This window comes from Polynucleobacter sp. KF022, from assembly GCF_027924105.1.
Taxonomy (GTDB): Bacteria; Pseudomonadota; Gammaproteobacteria; order Burkholderiales; family Burkholderiaceae; genus Polynucleobacter.
Window position 1 is genome coordinate 1247910 of sequence record NZ_AP026972.1, and the last position, 21204, is coordinate 1269113.

The 21204-nt window shown below is 46.0% G+C and carries 19 protein-coding genes, 1 other RNA gene and 1 riboswitch; of the genes, 9 read left to right on the forward strand and 11 right to left on the reverse strand.

All coding sequences use genetic code 11. The features are described 5' to 3' along the window. Positions 1 to 11: 11 nt before the first annotated feature. The gene (gene dcd / locus PKF022_RS06465; protein ID WP_071464932.1) at positions 12 to 578 is read right to left on the reverse strand and encodes a dCTP deaminase; all 567 of its coding nucleotides are present in this window, start codon (positions 576 to 578) and stop codon (positions 12 to 14) included. A 40-nt stretch (positions 579 to 618) separates the two neighbouring features. Beyond that, positions 619 to 1461: a formate dehydrogenase accessory sulfurtransferase FdhD gene (locus tag PKF022_RS06470; RefSeq protein WP_216230548.1), complete on the reverse strand. Its 843-nt coding sequence runs from the start codon at positions 1459 to 1461 to the stop codon at positions 619 to 621. Between the two features lie 161 nt (positions 1462 to 1622). Between PKF022_RS06470 and metG the strand changes: the two genes are divergently transcribed. From metG to PKF022_RS06495, 5 genes are all read left to right on the forward strand, one after another. Continuing rightward, positions 1623 to 3293: a methionine--tRNA ligase gene (gene metG / locus PKF022_RS06475; protein WP_348773165.1), complete on the forward strand. Its 1671-nt coding sequence runs from the start codon at positions 1623 to 1625 to the stop codon at positions 3291 to 3293. 103 nt (positions 3294 to 3396) lie between these two features. Further along, on the forward strand, positions 3397 to 3585 hold the full coding sequence (locus PKF022_RS06480; protein ID WP_216230550.1) for a DUF3460 family protein: 189 nt from the start codon (positions 3397 to 3399) through the stop codon (positions 3583 to 3585). Between the two features lie 28 nt (positions 3586 to 3613). Beyond that, a complete protein-coding gene (locus PKF022_RS06485; RefSeq protein WP_281776280.1) occupies positions 3614 to 4465 on the forward strand; it encodes a ScpA family protein in 852 nt (283 codons plus the stop codon). Further along, positions 4462 to 5313, forward strand: coding sequence for a pantoate--beta-alanine ligase (gene panC, locus PKF022_RS06490; RefSeq protein ID WP_281776281.1), 852 nt, complete (start codon positions 4462 to 4464; stop codon positions 5311 to 5313). The genes PKF022_RS06485 and panC overlap by 4 nt, the downstream gene beginning before the upstream one ends. A gap of 177 nt (positions 5314 to 5490) precedes the next feature. After that, entirely contained in the window at positions 5491 to 6165 is a 675-nt protein-coding gene (locus PKF022_RS06495) for a DUF4239 domain-containing protein (protein WP_281776282.1), read from the forward strand. Positions 6166 to 6196: 31 nt separating this feature from the next. On the opposite strand, the gene PKF022_RS06500 is transcribed toward PKF022_RS06495, so the two are convergent. The 6 genes from PKF022_RS06500 to PKF022_RS06525 all read right to left on the reverse strand — a co-directional run bounded on the left by PKF022_RS06500 (position 6197) and on the right by PKF022_RS06525 (position 12857). Continuing rightward, positions 6197 to 7129 (reverse strand): methionyl-tRNA formyltransferase, encoded by a 933-nt coding sequence (locus PKF022_RS06500; RefSeq protein ID WP_281776283.1) that lies wholly within the window; start codon positions 7127 to 7129, stop codon positions 6197 to 6199. Position 7130: 1 nt separating this feature from the next. Next, positions 7131 to 8378 carry a formyl-CoA transferase gene (frc, locus tag PKF022_RS06505; RefSeq protein ID WP_068323848.1) on the reverse strand — a complete coding sequence of 416 codons (1248 nt, stop codon included), beginning with the start codon at positions 8376 to 8378 and terminating at the stop codon, positions 7131 to 7133. 146 nt (positions 8379 to 8524) lie between these two features. Beyond that, positions 8525 to 8947, reverse strand: a complete 423-nt coding sequence (locus tag PKF022_RS06510; RefSeq protein ID WP_281776284.1) for a PAS domain S-box protein — start codon at positions 8945 to 8947, stop codon at positions 8525 to 8527. A gap of 79 nt (positions 8948 to 9026) precedes the next feature. Beyond that, complete coding sequence (gene frc, locus PKF022_RS06515) at positions 9027 to 10277, reverse strand: formyl-CoA transferase (protein WP_281776285.1); 1251 nt, start codon at positions 10275 to 10277, stop codon at positions 9027 to 9029. Positions 10278 to 10326: 49 nt separating this feature from the next. Beyond that, positions 10327 to 12036 (reverse strand): oxalyl-CoA decarboxylase, encoded by a 1710-nt coding sequence (gene oxc, locus PKF022_RS06520; protein ID WP_281776286.1) that lies wholly within the window; start codon positions 12034 to 12036, stop codon positions 10327 to 10329. A gap of 203 nt (positions 12037 to 12239) precedes the next feature. Next, the gene (locus PKF022_RS06525) at positions 12240 to 12857 is read right to left on the reverse strand and encodes a Crp/Fnr family transcriptional regulator (protein ID WP_216230559.1); all 618 of its coding nucleotides are present in this window, start codon (positions 12855 to 12857) and stop codon (positions 12240 to 12242) included. A gap of 82 nt (positions 12858 to 12939) precedes the next feature. Continuing rightward, a riboswitch (cobalamin riboswitch) is annotated at positions 12940 to 13156 on the forward strand. A 131-nt stretch (positions 13157 to 13287) separates the two neighbouring features. On the opposite strand from PKF022_RS06525, the gene PKF022_RS06530 reads away from it, so the two are divergent. The 4 genes from PKF022_RS06530 to PKF022_RS06545 all read left to right on the forward strand — a co-directional run bounded on the left by PKF022_RS06530 (position 13288) and on the right by PKF022_RS06545 (position 17108). Beyond that, positions 13288 to 15426 (forward strand): TonB-dependent receptor, encoded by a 2139-nt coding sequence (locus tag PKF022_RS06530; RefSeq protein ID WP_281776287.1) that lies wholly within the window; start codon positions 13288 to 13290, stop codon positions 15424 to 15426. A 73-nt stretch (positions 15427 to 15499) separates the two neighbouring features. Continuing rightward, positions 15500 to 15775 (forward strand): hypothetical protein, encoded by a 276-nt coding sequence (locus tag PKF022_RS06535; protein ID WP_281776288.1) that lies wholly within the window; start codon positions 15500 to 15502, stop codon positions 15773 to 15775. Positions 15776 to 16070: 295 nt separating this feature from the next. Next, positions 16071 to 16289: non-coding RNA, 6S RNA (gene ssrS / locus PKF022_RS06540), on the forward strand. After that, on the forward strand, positions 16290 to 17108 hold the full coding sequence (locus PKF022_RS06545; protein WP_281776289.1) for a sulfite exporter TauE/SafE family protein: 819 nt from the start codon (positions 16290 to 16292) through the stop codon (positions 17106 to 17108). Here the strand turns inward: PKF022_RS06545 and PKF022_RS06550 are convergent, their stop codons facing one another. The 3 genes from PKF022_RS06550 to PKF022_RS06560 all read right to left on the reverse strand — a co-directional run bounded on the left by PKF022_RS06550 (position 17109) and on the right by PKF022_RS06560 (position 21125). Beyond that, positions 17109 to 18632: a malonyl-CoA synthase gene (locus tag PKF022_RS06550; RefSeq protein WP_281776290.1), complete on the reverse strand. Its 1524-nt coding sequence runs from the start codon at positions 18630 to 18632 to the stop codon at positions 17109 to 17111. 40 nt (positions 18633 to 18672) lie between these two features. Beyond that, positions 18673 to 19629 (reverse strand): tripartite tricarboxylate transporter substrate binding protein, encoded by a 957-nt coding sequence (locus PKF022_RS06555; RefSeq protein ID WP_281777482.1) that lies wholly within the window; start codon positions 19627 to 19629, stop codon positions 18673 to 18675. Positions 19630 to 19820: 191 nt separating this feature from the next. Continuing rightward, complete coding sequence (locus tag PKF022_RS06560) at positions 19821 to 21125, reverse strand: malonyl-CoA decarboxylase (protein ID WP_281776291.1); 1305 nt, start codon at positions 21123 to 21125, stop codon at positions 19821 to 19823. Between the last annotated feature and the right edge of the window lie 79 nt (positions 21126 to 21204).

A 21204-nucleotide genomic window follows, 5' to 3' on the forward strand; every position in this document is an offset into this window, starting at 1 on the left:
GCCGTAATGGCTTAGGTCTTAGGCAGGGTAACGCCCCGCTGACCTTGATACTTACCACCGCGATCTTTATACGATGTGCCACATACTTCATCACTCTCAAAGAAGAGTACTTGTGCGCAACCTTCGCCCGCATAAATCTTGGCAGGCAATGGAGTGGTATTTGAAAACTCTAAAGTGACATATCCTTCCCACTCAGGCTCGAATGGTGTGACGTTCACAATAATGCCGCAACGCGCATATGTACTCTTACCAACGCAAACAGTTAATACGCTACGAGGAATCTTGAAGTACTCAACCGTTCTTGCTAGCGCAAATGAATTCGGTGGAATGATGCAAACATCGCCTTTGAAATCGACGAAGGATTGTTCATCAAAATTTTTCGGGTCAACGATGGTGCTATTGATGTTGGTAAAGATTTTGAATTCGTCTGCGCAACGAATGTCATAGCCATAGCTTGAAGTGCCATAACTTACGATTTTGTTGCCGGCGGCGTCTTGGCGAACTTGCCCAGGTTCAAATGGGCTGATCATGCCTTGCTCGCCCATGCGGCGGATCCAGTGGTCAGATTTAATAGTCATGGGCGAATTGTAAAACCTTCGCCCCTACCTGCCCACGAATTTATTGGGGTTTTTGGCTAAAAACGACCCTCTCCGGGGCGTTATAGATCTCGAAGTGTTTGCCCGAACAACGGGAGAGAATAGTGAGATTGGTTTTGCGGGCCAGCTCCAAGCCCATCAAAGTTACCCCTGAGCGGGTCAAGAGGAAGGGAATGCCCATCTGAGCACCCTTGATGACCATCTCTGAGGTCAGGCGTCCAGTGGTAAAGAAAATGAGGTCTCTACCGGGCTTATTGGCCAGCCACATCAACCCAGAAATCGAGTCAACCGCGTTATGGCGACCAACATCCTCAATGAAATGCAAAAGGCGGACACCCTCACTACCATCGCGCTCAAAAACTGCACAGGCATGGACCGAACCGGATTTCTTGTAAATCGTGTCATGGATTCGGATGGAGTCAATTAAGGCAACAATTGCCTCTTGGGACAATGTCGGCCCTTCAGGCAACTGAATCTCATCCATCTCCTCAATGAGACCCCCAAACATCGTGCCTTGACCACAACCGGTGGTGACTACCCGCTTACTAGTCAGAGCATCAATATCCACCGTGCTTCGACGGGTTTTAACGGCAGCAGAGTCAGTTTCCCAATCAACCTGAATGCTCTCAATGTCATCGGGAGATTCAACCAGGCGCTGATTACGCAAATAGCCCAATACCAGGGCTTCGGGAGCGCTACCCAAGGTCATGAGAGTCACGACTTCACGTTTATCCAAGTAGATGGTTAAGGGGCGCTCACCCGGAATGTGGGTCTTTTTAAGACGCCCCATTTCATCCATAACCTCAACCTCGTGCACAACGGGCACGGAGGCGCAGGACATCTGAATATTAGGTTTTGCTGCCATAAATACTCTCTCGGGGTCGGGCTAAATGGAAGTTTATCGGGATTTATCAAGACTTCACGGTGCTTTACTTTAACCGCAGACTAAAATCACTGCATAAGCCAGCATAATTGAGTGCTACGCCCTAGTTAACTTTTTAACCTTCTTATTTAAGTCCGTATTACATGAGCAGTTCCCAACGCCGCCTTCTTGTTACCTCCGCCTTACCGTATGCCAATGGTCAGATCCATATTGGCCATTTGGTGGAGTATGTACAAACCGACATTTGGGTGCGTTTTCAAAGAATGCGTGGTCATGAGGTTCACTATGTCGGCGCAGATGATACTCACGGCACGCCCATCATGTTGCGCGCCGAAAAAGAAGGTCTTACACCAAAAGAACTCATCGCTAATGTTTGGAAAGAACATAAGCGCGACTTTGACAACTTCCTGATTTCATTTGATAACTACTACACCACTGATAGCCCTGAGAATGAAAAGCTGGCGCAAAGTATTTATCTCAAACTACGTGATGCAGGATTAATTGAAAAACGTGCCATCGAGCAAGCCTACGATCCAGTAAAAGAAATGTTTTTGCCTGATCGTTTTATCAAAGGCGAATGTCCCAAGTGTGGCGCCAAAGATCAATATGGTGATAACTGTGAAAAATGTGGTGCGACCTATTCACCCACCGATTTAAAGAATCCATTCTCAGTAGTGAGTGGCGCAACACCGATCAAAAAGATTTCTGATCACTACTTCTTTAAGCTCTCTGATCCACGCTGCGAGGAATTTTTGCGCGATTGGACTCAAGTCAAAACTCCGCTGCAGCCTGAGGCTCGCAATAAGATGAAAGAATGGGTTGGTCAGCCAGGAGAAAGCAAGCTTGGTGATTGGGATATCTCCCGGGATGCCCCGTATTTTGGCTTTGAAATCCCTGATGCCCCCGGCAAGTACTTCTATGTTTGGCTTGATGCCCCAATTGGTTATTACGCCAGCTTCCTCAACTATTGCCAGGCTAAAGGCCTCAATTTTGATGAGTGGGTTAAGCCGGATACCACTACAGAGCAATACCACTTCATCGGCAAAGACATCTTGTATTTTCATACCTTGTTTTGGCCAGCCACTTTGCAATTTGCAGGTTATCGCACACCAACCAATGTATTTGCCCACGGCTTCTTAACGGTTGATGGTGAAAAGATGAGCAAATCACGTGGCACACTCATTTCGGCAAATAGTGTCATTGAGTGTGGATTTAATCCAGAATGGTTCCGTTATTACTTTGCAACCAAACTGAATGACAGCATGGAAGATTTAGATTTAAATCTTCAAGATTTCGTTGCGCGCGTTAACAGCGACTTATTAGGTAAGTACATCAATATTGCCAGCCGAAGTGCAGGCTTCTTGGTGAAGCGTTTTGGCGGCATCGTTTCCGACGAAGCAATGAATAACCCCCTTCTGAAAGACATCGCGTCATCGAGCGAAAAAATTGCCGAACTCTATGAGGGACGCGAGTACGCAAAAGCACTACGTACCGTGATGGAACTTGCAGACAAGGTAAATGGTTTTGTCGATGAGAATAAGCCATGGGAAATCGCCAAAGATCCTGAGCGTGAAGCCGATTTGCAGCGCGTTTGCAGCATTACTTTGGAGGCGTTCAGAATGCTGAGTCTTTACCTGAAGCCGGTTATCCCTCAGGTAGCTTCTGGCGTTGAAGAGTTTTTATCGCTAGCGCCCTTAAGTTGGAGTGATATCCATACCCCCCTTTCCAGCAAGAACCCCATCAATGCTTACAAGCACCTGATAACGCGTGTGGAAGCACCTCAAATTGAGGCTTTGCTGGCTGCAAACTTGTAAAAAGCCCCCTAAAAAGCACCTATAATGGCGGTTGTAGTCCCCAGATAACTTTTCGTATTAATTTCATAAGTTATTGATTTTAATGAGTATTTTAGGAAATGTCATGGCAAGGTATCAATCTGAATTCACCCAGTTCTTAAATGAGCTGAAATCCGAGAATCCAAACCTCGAGGCTGAACAGCAAGCTGGTCGCGCCCTCCTGTGGGACAAAGAGCCATTGAGTGTTGAAGACCAACGCCGTGCAAAAGCTGCAAAGCTCAAGCAACGCGCCTACGTGTATTCGAATGACTAACTCAGGTGGTTCGTCAGGCAATGAGCCTATGGCTCAGCCAATATCGGATTTACTAGATAGCACTCCATCGGTTACCGATGGCATGTCGGAAGCGTTCGCCAAGCTCTACGGCGAACCCCTTTTTAAGCTCCCTACCGATCTCTACATTCCACCAGATGCGCTTGAAGTTTTTCTAGAGGCATTTGAAGGCCCCTTAGATCTATTGCTATATCTGATTCGTAAACAGAATTTCAATGTTCTGGATATTCCGATGGCGCAGGTTACTCAACAATACCTAAGCTATATCGATCAAATTCGCCATCACAATCTTGAACTAGCAGCCGAGTACTTACTCATGGCTGCTATGTTGATTGAAATTAAATCTCGCATGCTTTTACCAATGAAGAAGGCAGACAGCGAAGAAGAAGTCGAAGATCCGCGCGCAGAATTAGTTCGCCGCCTCTTAGAGTACGAGCGTATGAAGCTTGCTGCCCAAGAACTCGATCAAATTCCGCAACAAGGCCGCGACTTCCAAGTGGCGCATGGCTACGTCGATACCACCATTGCCATTGCTTGGCCTGATGTCAATGTGGAAGACTTGCAAATGGCGTGGCGTGATGTTCTGCATCGCGCCAAACTGACGCAGCACCACACCATTACTCGCGAAGAGTTATCAGTTCGCGACTTTATGACACGCATCTTGCGCCGCTTACAAAGCACTAAATTCGTGGAGTTCGGCGAGCTCTTTGAAGATGCTATTAAGTCTGGCAAAGGCATTCCCGTAGTGATTGTGAACTTCATTGCGATGCTTGAGCTCTCACGCGAAGCTTTGGTAGAAATTACTCAAGCTGAGCCATATGCGCCAATTTATGTGCGTCTTGCCTATACCCCTGTTGCATGAAAATCATCAGCGACATACAAGAATTACGTGACCATTTAAGAGGTCAAAACCGCGCCGCATTTGTACCAACTATGGGCAACCTCCATGAGGGTCACCTTTCGCTCATGCGCTTAGCAAGACAGCATGGTGATCCTGTAGTGGCGAGCATCTTTGTGAACCGCCTGCAGTTTGGTCCTAATGAAGATTTTGATAGCTACCCTCGCACCATGCAGGCAGACATCGACAAGCTTGAAAAAGAAGGTGTCTACATCCTGTTTGCACCTACCGAGAGAGATCTCTACCCACAACCTCAAGAATATCGAGTTGATCCACCACAGCAACTAGGTGACATTCTTGAAGGCGAGTTCCGCCCAGGCTTCTTTAAAGGCGTTTGCACGGTAGTGCTTAAGCTCTTCTCTTGCGTACAACCCAAGGTTGCCGTATTTGGTAAAAAAGATTATCAGCAACTGATGATTATTCGCCAGATGGCAAAGCAATTTGCCTTACCAGTGGAGATTATTCCCGGCGAAACGATTCGTGCAGACGACGGCCTGGCGCTCTCCTCTCGCAACGGCTATCTTTCTACCGAAGAGCGCGCTGAAGCGCCTGAGCTCATGAAGGCATTAAAAGAGGTGCGTCAACGAGTCCTCGATTTAAATGTCCGCGATGCCAAATCTCTTTCTGAAATTGAAAAAATAGCAGTTGCATCTTTGGCAGGTCGTGGCTGGCAACCTGATTACATCGCCATTCGCCAACAAAGCGATTTAGCCCCTGCTACCAATGAGCAGTTACAAGCTGGTGAGCCGCTCGTCATCTTGACAGCAGCCAAGCTTGGTAAAACGCGCTTAATTGATAACTTAGAGATTTAATCCTTAAGGCCTAGTGAGCCATGCTGTTCTGCATTTAGCGAAAGTAAATACTGATTTAAGCAGAATGATTTAGAAAGGTAGAGATTGCAAAACTTATTTTTTAAAACTGAGCTTAGCTTAATCTTAGCCCTTTGTATTGGGTTCATAGGTCTCTCAATCATCATTGCATGGCTCTTTGTGAGCCCAAAAACCAGACCCCTGCTTGAGAGATATGAAGGCGTTGTTGCCCCTTTTTTTAGCCTTCCCGCAGTCCTATTTTCTTTAACCGCCGCCCTGCTTGCTACGTCTGTCTGGGACAACTATAGCGTTGCTACTAGAGCGATTAAAAATGAGAGTCAAAGCATTCTGACTGTTATCAGCCTAGCTAACTCCGTACCATACCTTAAAGATAGCGAGCTCTCTACAAATGCCAAGCTCTATATAAAGTCGATGATTGAGGACGAATGGAGAACACTAGCTGCAGGTAAATCAAACTCGCCAATTACCGATGAAAAATTTATCGCTATGCGGTCAGAAATATTTAAAGCAGCGAATATTTTTCCTGATAGAGCTGAATCCAAGGCGCTGTTGAATGCATTCTTTACCATTAATACCGCTCGTGAAACACGACAAGCCTACGCTTCATTTGATCTGCACCCAATTCGTTGGTATGCAATTTTATTTTTAGGTATTTTGGTGCTGATATCCGTTGCTTTTATTCACCTATCCAAACCGAAAGCTTTGATGGTAGCGATGTCAATTGCCACTCTCACCGTTCTCACGCCGCTCTGTATTCTGGCTTTGACTTTTAGCAGTCCATATCAAGGCTTAATTTCGATCTCGCACGCTCCTTATTTGCAGATCATCAAATAATCTCTGCTGCAGCCAATGGAAGTCAGCGGGATTACAGCGCGAAGAACTGCCCGACTTGTAGATTCAATTCTTTGGCTAATTCAGCACCAGTCACCTTACCTGCAGCGCCTTTGGCTTTGAGGACTTCAATCTGCCCACCATGGCAGGTGATGAAGATTGAATCAAGCGTGATCTGAGTTACTTCTCCAGGTTTGCCTTTGACGGCGCCGAATGTAGCAGCTACGTGCTTGTGGCAATCGTAGATCTGAACTTTTTGCTCGCCAAACTTCGTCCATGCACCAGGTGCTGGATTGCATGCGCGGATCAAGTTGTAGATCTGGCTAATATGGGTTGCCCAATGAATCTGCGCAGCATTCGCATCAAACCATCCTTCGTAGTTCGCTTGTGATTCATCTTGAACAACTTCTTGATGCTTGCCTGCAACCACCAAGTCGGCAGCTTCAAGCAAAGCCTTGACGCCGATTGGAAATAAATGATCGAAGTAGATTTTTCCTAAGGTGTCATTAGGTCCAATAACTACTTCTTTTTGCAAAATCACTTCGCCTTCATCTAAACCATCGGATGGACGGAAGATCGTTAAGCCCGTTTTCTCTTCACCCAATGCGATCGCCCAGTTAATGGCGCTTGGGCCACGGTACTTGGGGAGCAAAGAGGGGTGATATTGAATAGTGCCGTGCTTTGGGATCTTAACGAGCTCTTGTGGCACAAATTGCAATACATAAGCCATCACACAAATGTCGGCATTGCTATCAATCATGGCTTGAGCGGCTTCAGGACCCTTCAGAGAGGCGAACTGCAAGGGGTTTAAGCCCCTTGCTAGCGCAGCTTCTTTTAAGACTTCCGGTTTGCTTGATTTGGGATTGTCAGGTGGGCAGAAAACGGCAACCACTTCATCGCCGCGATCTAAAAAAGCTTCTAATGCTGCTTTACCAAAATCCGCACTCCCAATCAAGGCAACCCGCATCTTAGATCACCTTATCGTGACGGAGAGAGATCAAATCATCAGTGGTGTAGCCCAACTCATGAAGAATCTCATCAGTGTGCTCACCAAGCAACGGTGAACGAGTCACTTCTGTTGGGCTATCAGACATCTTGATTGGGTTACCAACAGTAAGGTACTTGCCACGAATTGGATGATCCACTTCAACCACGGTACCAGTAGCACGCAATGCAGGCTCTTCAGCAATTTCTTTCATGGACAAAATTGGGCCACATGGAATGTCGTATTGATTGAGGATATCCATCACTTCAAACTTGGTCATCGTCATCGTCCACTTTTCAATCTCGCCGAAAATTTCCATGAGGTGTGGCAAGCGCGCCATTGGAGACGCAAAACGCACGTCAGTAATCCAATCTTCACGGCCGATTACTTTACAAATTGCTTCCCAAACTGGGGCCTGAACGATCACATACATGTATGCATTTGGGTCAGTTTCCCAGCCCTTACATTTAACAATCCAACCAGGCTGACCACCGCCAGAAGCATTGCCTGCGCGGGGTACAGAGTCACCAAACTCACCGTTCGGGAACTGTGGATACTCTTGCATCAAGCCAACACGCTCAAGGCGTTGCTGGTCGCGCAACTTCACGCGGCACAAGTTCAATACCGCATCTTGCATCGCTGCCAATACTTTCTGACCACGGCCAGAATGAGTGCGTTGATACAAGGCAGTCACGATACCTAATGCCAAGTGCAAACCTGTTCCGCTGTCACCGATTTGCGCACCAGTCACCATTGGAGGACCATCATCAAAACCAGTAGTAGATGCAGAACCACCTGCGCATTGCGCTACGTTTTCATACACTTTGCAATCTTCATATGGACCAGGACCAAAACCTTTTACTGAAGCCATGATCATCATTGGGTTGAGCTCTTGAATGCGCTCCCAAGAAAATCCCATGCGATCGAGTGCGCCTGGCGCAAAGTTCTCCACTAGAACGTCGCACTCTTTAATCAGACGCTCAAGAATTTCTTTGCCTTTTTGGGTTTTAGTATTCACGGTAATAGAACGCTTGTTATGGTTCAACATCGTGAAGTACAAACTGTCTGCATCAGGAATATCGCGCAACTGACCGCGTGTTGCATCTCCTTCGCCAGATTTTTCTACTTTGATTACGTCTGCACCAAACCAAGCCAGTAACTGAGTACAGGTTGGGCCTGATTGAACATGCGTAAAGTCGAGGATTTTGACCCCTTCTAGTGCTTTTGCCATGATTTAAGTCCTAATAAGAATGAAAATTTTGAATTAAGGCAATTTTACCAGTGGGGAAATGGCTAAATTAAAGTGTGCCCAATATTTGGGCACACTGCCCATCTAAGCCTGTGTTGGCGTCACCATAGGCCTATATGGGGCTAAAACTAGGGATTTTCAAGATCGGAGAGTCGCTTTTTGAGGGCTCTTTCTTGGGCAAAGCGTTCGGTTTCATCACGGACGATGGCTACCACCCCATTGGCCTTACCAGAGGCGTCAAATAGCATTCCGACAGTAAAGGCAATCGACAGCATGCCGCCATCTTTATGTTTGGCAGGCACTTTCAATAGAGATGTTCCATACCGAGTTGTACCCGTCTCCATGGAATGGCTGTAACCGTCATTGTGTTTTTGCCGTTGGCGCTCAGGAACAATGAGATCCAAAGTATTGCCCAAAGCCTCTTCTTCCAAATACCCAAAGATCCGAGTTGCAGCGGGATTCCAAAGCACAATCTTTTCATGAGCATCAGCCACGATGATGGCATCACCGACACACTCTATTAGTTGGTACAAATCAATATTTGTCTTCATATGGCCAGTCTATAGAATAAAAAAGGCGCTCACAAGGAGCGCCCTAAAGTAACTGCAATTAAGCAGATAATTATTTTTATTAAACCGCTTTAGCTGAGTGCAGCTTAGCAATATCGTCAGCGTTGTAGCCAAGATCAGCCAACACTTCATCGGTGTGCTCACCCAATACTGGAGATGGCTTCACTTCGATTTCCAAATCAGAGAACTTGATTGGGCTACCGATTGTCAAATATTTACCACGTACTTTGTGGTCAACTTCAACGATAGAACCGCTCTTACGCAAGTCTGGTGAAGCAGCCAATTCTTTCATAGAGAGAACTGGAGCACATGGAATATCGAACTTGCGAAGGATGTCCACAGCTTCATACTTAGTCTTGTCTTTGAGCCAGTCTTCGATAGTTGCGAAGATGTCAAAAATCTTGTCTTGACGAGCTTCAGCAGTCATGTACGCTGGATCAGTTGCCCACTCTGGCTTGCCCAAAGCTTTGGTAATTGGCTCCCAAGCGTGACCTTGAATTGTGAAGTAGATGTATGCGTTTGGATCTGTTTCCCAACCCTTACACTTCAACACCCAACCTGGCTGACCGCCACCACCAGCGTTACCGCCGCGTGGAACTACGTCAGTGAATGAACCGTGTGGGTACTGTGGATACTCTTCCAAGTAGCCAACTTTGTCTAAACGTTGTTGATCGCGCAATTTCACACGGCACAAGTTCAATACAGCGTCTTGCATTGAGCAAGATACTTTTTGACCTTTGCCAGTTTTTTGACGCTGCATCAATGCAGTCAAGATACCAATTGCCAAGTGCATACCAGTATTAGAGTCGCCCAAAGCAGCAGCAGAAACTGTAGGAGGACCATCCCAGAAACCGGTAGTAGAAGCAGCACCACCGGCGCACTGAGCAACGTTCTCATACACTTTTAAGTCTTCATATGAGTGGCCATCACTAAAGCCCTTAACAGAAGCTAGAATCATTTTTGGATTCAACTCTTGAATACGCTTCCATGAGAAGCCCATACGGTCTAATGCGCCTGGGCCAAAGTTCTCAACCATTACGTCAGAAACCTTGATCATCTTCTCTAACACTTCCTTACCTTCTGGAGTCTTAGTGTCCAAAGTCAAAGAACGCTTATTGCCGTTGAGCATTGTGAAGTACAAAGCATCTGCGCCAGGCACGTCACGCAATTGGCTACGAGTTACGTCGCCAGCACCAGGACGCTCTACCTTAATAACGTCTGCGCCATAAAAGCCCAATAACTGAGTACATGCAGGACCTGCTTGTACGTGTGTGAAGTCAATAATGCGAATACCGTCTAATGGTTTAGTCATGTTTGTTTCTCCTTAAGTCTTTCTTGTTTGCTTCTAAATTTATCTTGGATTACTTCTTAGCAGCTGCTGTGGATGGGTTTAAGTTTGTTAAACGTCCACTCTCAGTACCTGCAGTTTCATCAATAACAGCATTGATGAGGGCTGGTTTACCGGCAGCAATCGCTTCTGTTAACGCTGCTTCTAATTCTGCTGGAGTAGTTACGTAGTAACCAACACCACCAAACGCTTCAATCATCTTGTCGTAACGAGCATCTTTAACGAATACTGTTGGCGCAACATCAGCACCGCCAGTTGGATTCACATCAGTACCGCGGTATACGCCGTTGTTATTAAAGATAACAGTAGTGATCGGCAAGTTGTAACGGCAAACGGTTTCTAATTCCATGCCGCTGAAACCAAACGCGCTATCACCCTCAACCGCTACAGTTGGCAAGCCGCTGGTTACAGCAGCACCAATGGCATAACCCATACCGATACCCATAATTCCCCAGGTGCCTGAGTCAAAGCGCTTGCGTGGCTTGTACATATCTACAATTGCACGGCAATAGTCGAGTGTATTTGCGCCTTCGTTTACCAAGTTCACATCTGGGTTCTTCTTGATCACATCACGAATTACACGCAATGCACCATGGAAGTTCATTGGGTTAGCTTCTTTAGCTAATGTCTCCGCCATCTTGGCTGTGTTCTTATCTTTCTTCTCGGTAATGGCAGCAATCCATTCAGCGCTTGGCTTAGGAACAGCAGAAATACCCTTCAAGAGTTCGCTCACGCAAGAGCCGATATCGCCAATCAACGGAGCGGCGATTTGTACGTTGCTATCCACTTCGTTTGCTTGAATATCGATTTGGATAAATTTCTTAGGATCTTTGCCCCAAGTTTTACCTTTACCGTGTGCCAACAACCAGTTCAAACGCGCACCAACCAACATCACAGCATCGGCTTCAGCCAATACAAATGAACGCGCTGCAGAAGCAGATTGTGGGTGGTTGTCTGGCAATAAACCTTTAGCCATAGACATTGGCAAATATGGGATGCCAGATTTTTCGATCAAATCACGAATCTCTTTGTCAGCTTGCGCATAAGCAGCGCCCTTACCCAAGAGAATCAATGGACGTTTAGCGCCCTTCAATACATCCAATGCACGAGCAACTGCATCAGCTGCAGGGATTTGACGTGGAACTGGATCGATTACCTTGAAGATGGATTTCTTGGCCTCTTCAACAGGCATTGTTTGCGCGAGCAACTGGGCTGGCAAGTCCAAATAAACACCGCCTGGGCGACCAGAAACTGCAGCACGAATTGCGCGAGCAAAACCGATGCCGATATCTTCAATGTGATTAATACGATATGCAGCTTTGCAATATGGCTTAGCTGCATTGAGCTGATCCATCTCTTCGTAGTCACCTTGTTGCAAGTCAACGATTTCACGCTCGCTTGAACCAGAGATCAAAATCATTGGGAAACAGTTCACAGTTGCATTAGCAAGTGCTGTCAAACCGTTCAAGAAACCAGGAGCAGAAACCGTCATGCAAATACCTGGCTTTTGTGTCATGTAACCAGCAATCGCGGCAGCATTACCTGCGTGCTGCTCGTGACGGAAACCAATAAAACGCAAACCTTCAGCCTGCGCTAAACGACATAAGTCAGTAATTGGAATGCCAACCAGACCGAAAATCGTATCGAGGTCGTTTGCCTTCAAGGCATCAATGACGAGATGGAAGCCATCCGTTAACTGTGTGTTTTGATTATCTGTAGTCATAGAAATTTTTTAAGAATCGCAAATCACCCGGTAAGGGCAAAAGCAATTTAGCTCTCGCTAATGTCTCCAATTTAGTTATTAATCGCACTGCGAGATTTTTGACCCCGCTTAGGCTGAAATGAATATTAGGCTTGGGGAGGGGGTTCATCATTGACTTCGGTCAATTTCCCTCTAAATCCTGTAATTACAGGAGGGGTGAGCGCCTATACAAAAAGCTCTTTGTGCTTCGTTTTGAGGCGGCTCAAGGTCTCTGGAGAAAGGTTCAGGTAGGCTGCCAGCTCTTTTTTAGGGAGGAGCTCAAATAAATCCTCGTATTTACGCAAGAAACGCTCTACCCGGCCAGGCGCATCAAGCATATGCAAGGTAATCGTGTGGGCCATGATTTCACTCATGAGGCGCATTACCTCAAACTCAAAGCTCTCTTTAAGAGGCTTGTGTTGATCTAGGAACTCTGCCCATTTTTTCAGGGGCATCCGGGCCACGCGCGCCTTGGTCACGCAGGCAATACTGTAGGGGGCTGCTGTCTTTAGACGCCAAGCGGCATAGCTGGTTTCAATATCTTTCTCGATGGCAAAACGCAGAATCATCTCTTTTGCATCGGCACTTGAAACAATGCGCTTCAGAATGCCATCCAAAACAAAGTACTGCTCCATCTGATGGTCACCCTGGTGCAGCAAAATTTCAGATTTTTTGAGGTCGGAGATCTCTAAATGACGTTCTAACTCAGCCATTGCGGCCGGATCCAAGCTTTTTAAGACCGAGTTTTGGCTTAACTGCAGGCGAATCAGGTTCTTTTCGGGATGCTTATCTAATACGGTCATCAATGCTTACTCCTAGACCTCATATTGTAGGCTTTTTTGCCTTTTTAAGCCGGGATTTGGGTCTTAGACCCCATCAAATCAGCTAGAATGGCGGGGTCGTGGTGCTTTATTGCAGTGCAATGAAGTTAAACGGGAAACACTAAACGTGTGCTGCCCCCGCAACGGTAGGTAAATGCGTCTTTATTAGTAAGTCAAGGACGTCAGGAATCTGACAAAGCCACTGTGCGAGTCAATCGCATGGGAAGGCCAGATTCTGATATTTACTAGCCCGGATACCGGCCAAGACAGGTGGAATTTTGCGGACGGGGATCTTCGCGCGCCAATAATGCGCAATCCGCGCCTCATTGACGCCTGAGCTCCTGCACGTGAAATTCTGTTCGACCCAGCTAACGGGGAAGTTAGCTAGGCATTCGATAACAGAAAGCATTTGATGAAACAGCCGTTCAGCAAAAAACAACTCGCCCTTCTTTGCGGCGCACTAGTTGTAGTTAGTAACACCTCTTTAGCGTTTGCACAAAATTCACTACCCACTGTCGTTGTAACAGGATCACGTTTTGAAGAGAACCTCAACGAAGTTCCTGCAAACGTCAAAGTCATTACACGCGATGAAATAGCGGGTTCAACATCAAGCAATATTCCTGATGTTCTATCTCAAATTGGCGGCCTCAACGTTCGCAATATCAATGGCGGAGGGCAACTTAATCTAGATGCTACGGTGGATATGGGTGGCTATGGAATGACAGCTGGAAGCACCACTCTCATTTTGGTTGATGGCCAAAGAATTAATCCGATTGACTCTTCATCTGTCATGTGGGAATCGATTCCGATAGACTCGATTGAACGCATTGAGGTACTTCAAGGTGGCGCCAGCGTTCAATACGGCAACGGTGCAGTTGGCGGCGTCATTAATATCATCACTAACGGAAATAGTTCTAAGCTCAACCAAGCTAGTACAAGCTACGGCAGTTACAACACTTTAATTAATAATGTCATTCTGCGCGATAGCTTTGAGGATACTACTTATCAGCTCACAGCTAACACCTCAAACAGCCAAGGATGGCGCCAGAATTCTGCAGCGAATGCCTATGCATTTGACGCTAAGGTAACGCAAAAGTTTGGCGGCATTGACAAAATCTATACTGATTTTTTCTATGGCTATACAAATCAACAAGTGCCTGGTGCTGTTATAGGACAAGTAGGAAGCGGCAATCCACAATCGGCCTACTTTAAAAACATTGGCGCCAATAACACAGTGAACAATTCCGGATTTCGCTTCGGTGGAACTAAGGAGTTAGCAACAGGCTATATAGGCGAGTTAGATACATCCTATACCAACAAAACTGCCTTTAACTACTATCCTTTTTACGATACGACTGCAGCCATAAATACCAGTAGCGGATCACCTGTATGGTCAAACACCAACATTACTCTTTCGGGATGGCAATTCAACCTTTCGCCACGCGTTAAAGCGGATTTCGGATCACTTGGAACAACGATTGTGGGATATGAATTTAATAAAGCTGGGCAAGGATCTGTTGGCTCCTATGGATCAAATCAACTAAATAGTTACATGATCCCAGATGGTTACTGGATTACCAATCCAAATGGCCAAACAAATAATGTTCAGAACGCTGCGTTTTTAAATCAGTCTTTTTATGGCATCTTGAAACTGCCAATTACAAACGGCATTAATTTAGTTGGAGGCGGAAGACGCCAAACACAACAAGCAAATACCTACTACTCTGCTATCGGCTCGTTCAATGGATCTTCAAGTGCGGATCAGACTTTTTCTGCCAATGCAGGCGATGCTGCATTAAATTTTAATTACGCAAAAAACCAAAATCTGTATGTCAAGTGGAATCAATCATATCGCTTCCCTAATATTGATGAGTTTTGGGGAACGAATCCACTAACTGGTGCGCAAGTTTTCAATGGTATCTTGAGGCCTCAAACTGCTCAAACTTATGAGCTTGGAGGAAATTGGTTGCTTCAAAGTTTCAAAATTAATGGCTCAATATTCTCGTCTGTGTCTCAAAATGAAATCACCTACAACCCTACCACTGGCGCCAACTATAACTCCCCATACAACATTAATCGAAGAGGAGTAGTGCTGGATTCCTCTGTCAATCTCACAAATCGACTCAGTGTTGCAGGCGGAGGAAAGTTTCAACGCTCCTACTATGCTGATGGACCATACCAAGGACAATCAATAGCAGTAACACCGGACTTACTTCTAAATGCAAGAGCTAACTATTTAATCGATCAAAACTGGTCATTGGGTGGCGTGGTCAATTATGTAAGTACTCAGCATTACGATGCAGGAACTAACACCACCATATACAACTCTCTTGCATTGATGCCTTCATATACTGTAGGCGATGTATACCTAAATTACAAAACAGGTGGATGGGATACTAAGTTCACGATTAAGAACGTAGGTAATGCTCTTTACGCTACTTATGGGGGCTATGCCTCCACCCAAGGTGCTAGCGGATCCTTTGCAAATAACTACTACTACTATCCTAGCGATCGAAGAGCTTATTATTTGACCGCCAGATATACCTTTTGAGGTATTTGAGTCCAGAATTCAGGGTGTTCACGATAGCTTTCACAAGGTTTGATCAAAAAGCTACAATGTCGTTATGAGCGATTTAACCCCATTACCCTCTGGCGACATAAGTGTTCTTGAGATCTCTGTTCAGCGTCTTGCTGATAAGCTTTCTATAGTTGCAGAAGCCGTTAAAAAATTGACGGCTGAACGTACTCAGTTAGAAATCAAAATTGAAGACGCGCAAAAGCGAATTCAACACATATTGAGTCGCTTACCAGAACAGAGTGATGGTCGTCAGCTCAATTTACTAGGCGAGGCTGTTCCCCCAAATAATCCAGAGGATGATAATGAGCCAACAACGCATTGAAGTAAGTCTCGCCGGTCAAAAAATCACCCTAGCAACGAGCGCTGAGCACGAACCACTATTAAGAGCAGCATGCGTCTTGGTGGACGAACAAATTCAATTAGCTATTAGCGGAGGCAATCGCAGCATTGAACGCGCTAGCATGATGGCAGCGCTCAAAATTGCAGGCGACCTTATTACGCTACAAAAAAATCAATCGCAGCAAGGCTCTTCCTCCAATGTGAGCTCCGATGAAGTCACTCGCTTGCAAAGCGAGATTCGCGCCCTAGAGGATCAAGTTGACGCCTTGATGCAAACCCTTTCCCTGCCTGGTTCGCCAAGGCCAATAGTTCCTTGAACCGATGCGCAAGCATCCGGAACGATCTTTACCTTGTGGGCGTGAGCGTTTCGAAAGTTCACAGTGCCAACTTAGACTTGGTTACTCCCTGAACCTCTTAATGCACCCGAAACAGGGTAGCCGTTCCACCTTGAACCTTAGGGTTCAGGATGACGGCCTAGCGGCTAAGGCGGGGAATTCATGTTACTGAGCGATATCGCCATGCTGATGCTCTGCGGCAGCATCTCTGGATTTTTAGCAGGCTTATTGGGCATTGGTGGCGGCATGATTCTCGTGCCATTCATGATCTTGGTTTTTAATCACCTCCAATTTGACCAAAGTGTGATTGTGCATATGGCCATTGCTACCGGCATGGCTACTATTTTATTTACAACAACTTCTGCTATTTGGGCGCATCACAAGCATGGCTCGATTGACTGGAGGTTGGTTGCATCATTAAGTCCTGGTTTAGTTGTCGGTAGCTTAATTGGCGGTAGCGAAATTTTTGAAGCCTTGAATACCTCTTGGCTCTCACTCTTCTTTGCTGTTTTTATTGTTTACACATCTATTCAGATGCTCCTCAACAAAAAACCTAAACCAGGCAGAGATTTACCAAGCCCTTTAGGTCTATTTAGCTTTGGCTCATTTGCAGGCGCCCTATCCAGCTTGGTGGGTGCCGGTGGCGCCTTCATCACCGTACCTTTCATGCTCTGGTGCAACGTCAAACCACACGTTGCGATGGCCAGTTCTTCTGGCTTGGGATTTCCGATCGCCGCTGCGGCCACTGTAGGCTACATGTACGGCAGCTGGGGCCACCCCAATCTACCCTCTGGATCTTTAGGCTTCGTTTACCTACCTGCAGTAGTTTGCATCGCTGTAGTGAGTATATTCACGGCACCGCTTGGTGCCAAGATGGCCCGCAAGCTGGATGTCGGACAACTCAAACGAATTTTTGGGGTGATGTTACTAATGCTTGCGGCCTTCATGTTTAATGAAAGCCGCAAAGCATTTGGCTATTGATTAGCCAGTAAATTGCTGACGCAAAATATTCTTTTGGACTTTACCCATGGCATTGCGAGGTAAATCAGAAAGAATCTCGATTCGCTTCGGAATCTTGAAATTCGCAATTTGAGTTTTTAAAGTCGCGATCATGGCTTCAGCATTTAACTTAGCTCCAGATTTCGGTACAACCACCGCCATTACCGCCTCACCAAAGTCTGGATGCGGAATACCGATCACAGCACTTTCGTCAACACCAGGCATGTCATCGATAAAACTCTCAATTTCTTTTGGATAGACGTTATAGCCACCAGAGATAATTAAATCCTTGCTGCGACCAACAATGCACAAGTATTCCTTAGGTGCTTTGCCGCCATTGGCATCACCACCCCAACGGCCAACGTCACCAGTCTTAAACCAGCCGTCTTTGGTAAATTCTTCGGCGGTCTTTTCAGGCATACGCCAGTAGCCCTTAAATATATTTGGGCCCTTCACCTGAATGCCACCAATTTCATCAACCTTGCAAGGCTTGTTGTCTTCATTGACAACGCGCACCTTAACGCCAGGAAGTGGGAGACCAACAGAACCCCCTACTCGCTTACCTTTATATGGATTGGAGACCAACATGACGGTCTCGCTCATGCCATAGCGCTCCAAAATTGGCTGTCCAATCACTTCCCTGAAAGTATTAAATGTCTCTGTCAGCAGTGGAGCAGAACCAGAAACAAAAAGGCGCATATTGCGTGCTACTTTTTTATTGAAGCCTTTGTCAGCTAGAAGGCGTACATAGAATGTTGGTACACCCATCATCACCGTAGACTGCGGCATATGCTTGATAAGTTGAGCGGTATCTAAACGTGGCAACCAGATCATTTTGCTACCGTTAATGAGAGCACCATGAGCTGCTACAAATAAACCGTGCACGTGGAAGATAGGCAAAGCATGCAACAGGACATCGCCTTTTTTCCAACCCCAGAACTTTTGCAATACTTGCGCATTACTGCCCAAGTTCTTATGCGTCAACATTGCGCCTTTACTTCGGCCAGTGGTACCAGAGGTGTACAAAATAGCCGCGAGGTCATCATCCTTAGCGGGTACCGTTTTAAATTTATCACTCAATCCCGCTGCACGCTCTAGCAATGTGCCGGTACGGTTCTCGTCTAAAGTAAAGACATGCTTGGTGCCGGCTTTGGAGGCAACCTTAGATACCCAAGATAGATTCTTACTGCTGCAAACAACTACGGCTGGCTCAGCGTTCTCCAAGAAGTATTGGATTTCTGCAGACTGGTAAGCCGTATTCAGTGGCAAATACACATAGCCCGCACGAATGGTTGCTAGATATAGAAAAAGTGCCTCAGGTGATTTTTCAACCTGCACTGCCACTCTAGACCCTTTGGGTAACTTTAAGCTGGCAAGTAAATTTGCCAGCTTTGCAGTCGCACCCTCTAAGTCACCCCAGGAGTAATACAAACCATCATGCGTCTCGAGAGCACATGCTTTTTTATCTTTTGGAAAACCTTTTTCCAATAGTGAATATAAATTCATTTAAACCTCAAACCTCAGGGGTAATATTTAATAAAAATTCTTAGTCTAATTTGGCGCCAGAAGCCTTAGCAACAGCAGCCCAACGCTTAACATCAGCACTCACAAACTTTCCAAATGCATCACCAGAAAGGCTTGGAGTTTCGGAACCGTTATTAGTCCAAATAGTTTTGATCTCAGGCGTATTCAGCGCCTTCTGCGTCTCAGCAATCATCTTATCAATGATCGGTTGAGGTGTTCCTTTAGGGGCAAACAATCCATACCAAGTGGAAACTTCATAACCCACTAAACCGGCTTCAGCAGCTGTTGGCACGTTCGGGAATCCAGGGGCACGCTTCTGAGATGCAACCGCCAAGGCTACAATTGAGCCATTCTTAATTTGAGCAGCTGAAGAACCAAGGCCATCAAACTCAATATCAACTTGTCCTGCGATCAGATCTTGCATTGCTGGACCAGCACCACGGTAAGGAATATGAGTAATAAAGGTTTTAGTCAGCATCTTGAACTGTTCGCCAGCCAAGTGGTGAGTAGAGCCATTACCTGCACTGGCGTAATTGAACTTACCAGGATTTTTCTTTAAAAGTGCAATGAATTCTTTCAAGTCTTTCACTTGAACATTCTTTGGATTAACAACGATTACCTGCGGTGGACTTGCAATCATTGCAACTGGCACAAAACTTTTCTCGATGTCGTAATCCAAGTTTGGATACATGGAAGGTGCAATTGCGTGGTGCGCAGCACCTACAAAAAAGGTGTATCCGTCTGGTGCAGCCTTAGCAGCAATAGAAGCACCTAAAGTTCCGCCAGCACCACCACGGTTATCAATAATGATTTGCTTGCCCAATTGCTTGGTTAGCTGTGTTGCTAAAGGTCTAGCGAATGCATCTGTTCCGCCGCCCGCAGGAAAAGGCACAACAAAGGTAATTGGTTTATTGGGCCACTCTTGCGCCATTACCACTAAGGGGGCGGCACAAACTAAAAATACCGCTTTCTTGATCATTGCCGAAAGGCGTAATTGATTAAACATCTTCATCTCCTCCACTTGCCACTATTTCATGGCTATGTTCATTATGAATACCGCTAAATTGCTTACGTTACTACTTTCTGGATCTTCATGCCCAGTTCGCTTATTAAACCCCAAAGTGAATCTCTTTGGATTCTGCCTTAGGGCATCTCCTCCTTAATTCTTTATCACGGCACCATCAAGCGCCCCACCGATCTTGAATACACAATCTCGCCATTGGCAAATTTCTCGTGGTTTTCTTCAACATTGCCCAAATCATAGAGATAGTTGACCATCAAGCCTGCTGACTGACGTAAGCCCTTGCGAGATAAATCCCCAGCCCAGTTCACTAAATGCAATTTAGCCCCGTTACCCAAATGAAATTTGGCAACAGGATTGCCATTGCGTCCAGTAGAGCCAAGCCCCAAATAAATGGATGCCAAACAGAGCAAAGACTCCTGCTCTTTTGGGGATGCTAAATCCGGGTGCCATCCAGCACTGAGTTTTTCAGTCCAAGACTGCGCATCCAGCTTTAGTGCTGCTAGGGCTTGGTCTCGAGCAGCTCTTAAATTTGGCTTTAATTTTTCTGCAGGAACATCTTCACCCAAATTAGCCCCAGCAGATACCCAATCCATAAATCCAGGAATCGGCGACAAGGTAACAAAAGTTTTAATTCCAGGAAACTCCGCATGCAACTGCTCAGCAACGCGCTTGATGAGAAAGTTACCCATCGATACACCACGAAGACCAGGTTCGCAGTTACTGATGGAGTAGAACACCGCAACTTTATATTGCGATGGTTGATCTACCGTCTCAGCCTTCTTGTCCACCAAAGGTGTAATCACGGTTGGAATCTCAGGTAGCAGCGCCACTTCCACAAAGATCAAGGGTTCACTGGGGAGCTGCGGATGAAAGAAGGCAAAGCAGCGACGATCTGGTTGAAGACGGCGACGCAGGTCATCCCAACCATCAATAGCATGCACTGCCTCATGCTGAATCAATTTTTCTAAAACCTCTGCGGGTGATTTCCAGTCAACTCGATGCATCTTCAAAAATCCTGGATTAAACCAAGATGACAAAAGATGGCGCATATCAAAATCTACAGCAGCAAGCTCGGGCTTCTTATCCAAAAGCTGCAATAAGTCGCGACGCATTTGGACAACTGCTGCAGTGCCGTGCCCAGCACGATTTAAGCGGCGAAATAATTCTTGCCTAGGAGATTCAGAAACCTTTTGTAGTTTGATGTAGTTACGAGCGGAAGATTCCGCTGCAAAGTTTTGTGCAGCCTTCAGGACTGCATCTACTTGAGGATTTAATTTTTCAAACAGATAGGTGAAAAATGGAATATGTTGATCTTTTGTAAGCTTGCGATAGTTATTCACCACATCATCTGCCATGCTGACCGCGTTAGATTCCCCTCGCTCGGAAATTAAACGCTTAATAGCGTTATTTGCTTTTGACAGGTTTCGGGCTTTTGCTAGCTTTTCAAGCATGGAGTCTTTTCAAAAAAGAAAATCGACAAAAATTTGACCGAGTTCAATTTATTACCCAGGACAAGCAAAATCAATTAAG